This window comes from Bartonella sp. PS17NMGDW (assembly GCF_042193555.1).
GTDB lineage: Bacteria > Pseudomonadota > Alphaproteobacteria > Rhizobiales > Rhizobiaceae > Bartonella > Bartonella grahamii.
On the sequence record NZ_JBHILY010000060.1, the window covers coordinates 1 to 1,611 of the forward strand.

General features: G+C 42.5%; 1 protein-coding gene and 1 pseudogene. Both read right to left on the reverse strand.

The window, feature by feature from the left end; translation table 11 throughout:
* Positions 1–61 precede the first annotated feature (61 nt).
* Positions 62–601: pseudogene (locus ACFIJK_RS09180) on the reverse strand (cytochrome c oxidase subunit 3).
* 179 nt (positions 602–780) lie between these two features.
* On the reverse strand, positions 781–1,122 hold the full coding sequence (atpB, locus tag ACFIJK_RS09185; RefSeq protein WP_375621879.1) for a F0F1 ATP synthase subunit A: 342 nt from the start codon (positions 1,120–1,122) through the stop codon (positions 781–783).
* Positions 1,123–1,611 lie beyond the last annotated feature (489 nt).

The window sequence follows — 1,611 nt, forward strand, 5'->3', positions numbered from 1 at the left end:
GTCCTCATCAGTAAATAGAGATGTAGAGGAGTAATCATACAACATCTACAAAGTGTCAATATCAAGCGGCAGCTTCAAAGCCGAAGTGGTGGTTTGGTGTGAAGTGATATAATAGTTGGCGGATGAGACAGATAAGGAGGAAAGTGGATCCAATGATGACGTGGAGTCCATGGAAACCCGTAGCGATAAAGAATGTTGAGCCATAAATACCGTCGGAAATGGTGAAGGGTGCTTCAAAGTACTCTGAAATTTGTAGTAAGGTGAAATAGATGCCTAGTAGAATTGTGATGAGTAGAGCCTGGGTTGTTTGTTTTCGATTGTTGTTTATAAGGCTGTGGTGAGTTCAGGTAATTGTTACTCCTGATGCTAATAATACAGAGGTATTTAGAAGGGGTACTTCTAAGGGATTTAATGGGGTAATACCTGTTGGTGGCCAGTGGCCCCCTAAATAAGGGGTTGGGGCTAGGCTTGAGTGGTAGAATGCTCAGAAGAACCCGGTAAAGAAGAAGACTTCTGAGATAATGAATAGGACTATGCCATATCGAAGGTTTTTTTGAACGGGTGTCGTGTGATGTCCTTGATAAGTGCTTTCTCGTACGATATCGCGTCATCATTGGTGAAGGGTTAGTGTTGTGGTTAGTAGACCTAGTGTTAATAGAGTGGTGGAATAGAAGTGAAATCATATGGCTAAGCCGGATGTTGTTAGAAGGGCTGATAGAGCCCCTGCTAGTGGTCAGGGGCTGGGTTTGACTATGTGGTAAGCATGGGATTGGTGGGCCATTAGGTGTTGTTGTGTAAATAAAGGCTAACTAGAAGTGTGAAAACGTAGGCTTGGATTAGAGCAACTGCGATTTCTAGGATGGTGAGTAGTGTCAGGAGTGTGAAGATCAGTGAAGTAGCGGGGGGGCTGATAGTTAGTAGTGTTAGTGTTGCGTTTCCAACTAGGTGTATTAGCAGGTGACCAGCCGTAATGTTAGCAGTTAAGCGTACGGCTAGGGCTACTGGTTGGATGACCAGGCTAATGGTTTCGATTATTACTAGTATGGGGATGAGTAATGTTGGTGTGCCTTGTGGTAGGAGGTGAGCTAGGGAGCTTTTGGTTTTAAAGCGAAGGCCTGTGATTACTGTGGCAGCTCATAAGGGGATTGCTATAGCGAGGTTTATGGATAGTTGGGTGGTGGGTGTAAATGAATGGGGTAGGAGTCCCAGAAGGTTAGTTGTGGTAATAAAGGTAATTAGGGATATTAGTATTAGAGATCAGGTTCGCCCCTTAGCATTATGGGTTATTATTATTTGTTTTAGAGTGAATAGTACTAGGTTGCGTTGGATAGTGATTAGTCGGTTGTTAATGAGATGTTTGGACGTTGGGATTAATAATATGGGAAATATAATGATGGGGATTGTGGCAGGTTGATTTAGGATTATTGGAGTTGCGAATAGGGTAAACAGATTTTCGTTCATTTTAGTTGTCAGTAGCTATTGGGGGCTTGCTTATGAGAGTTTTTTTGTCGGGGGGGGTTGATGGTAGTGTATGTTTAGCAGTTTTAATTGTGTAATAAGATATAGTGTAGGGAGTGTTGTTGTGATAGTGATAAATAATGTGGATGTATC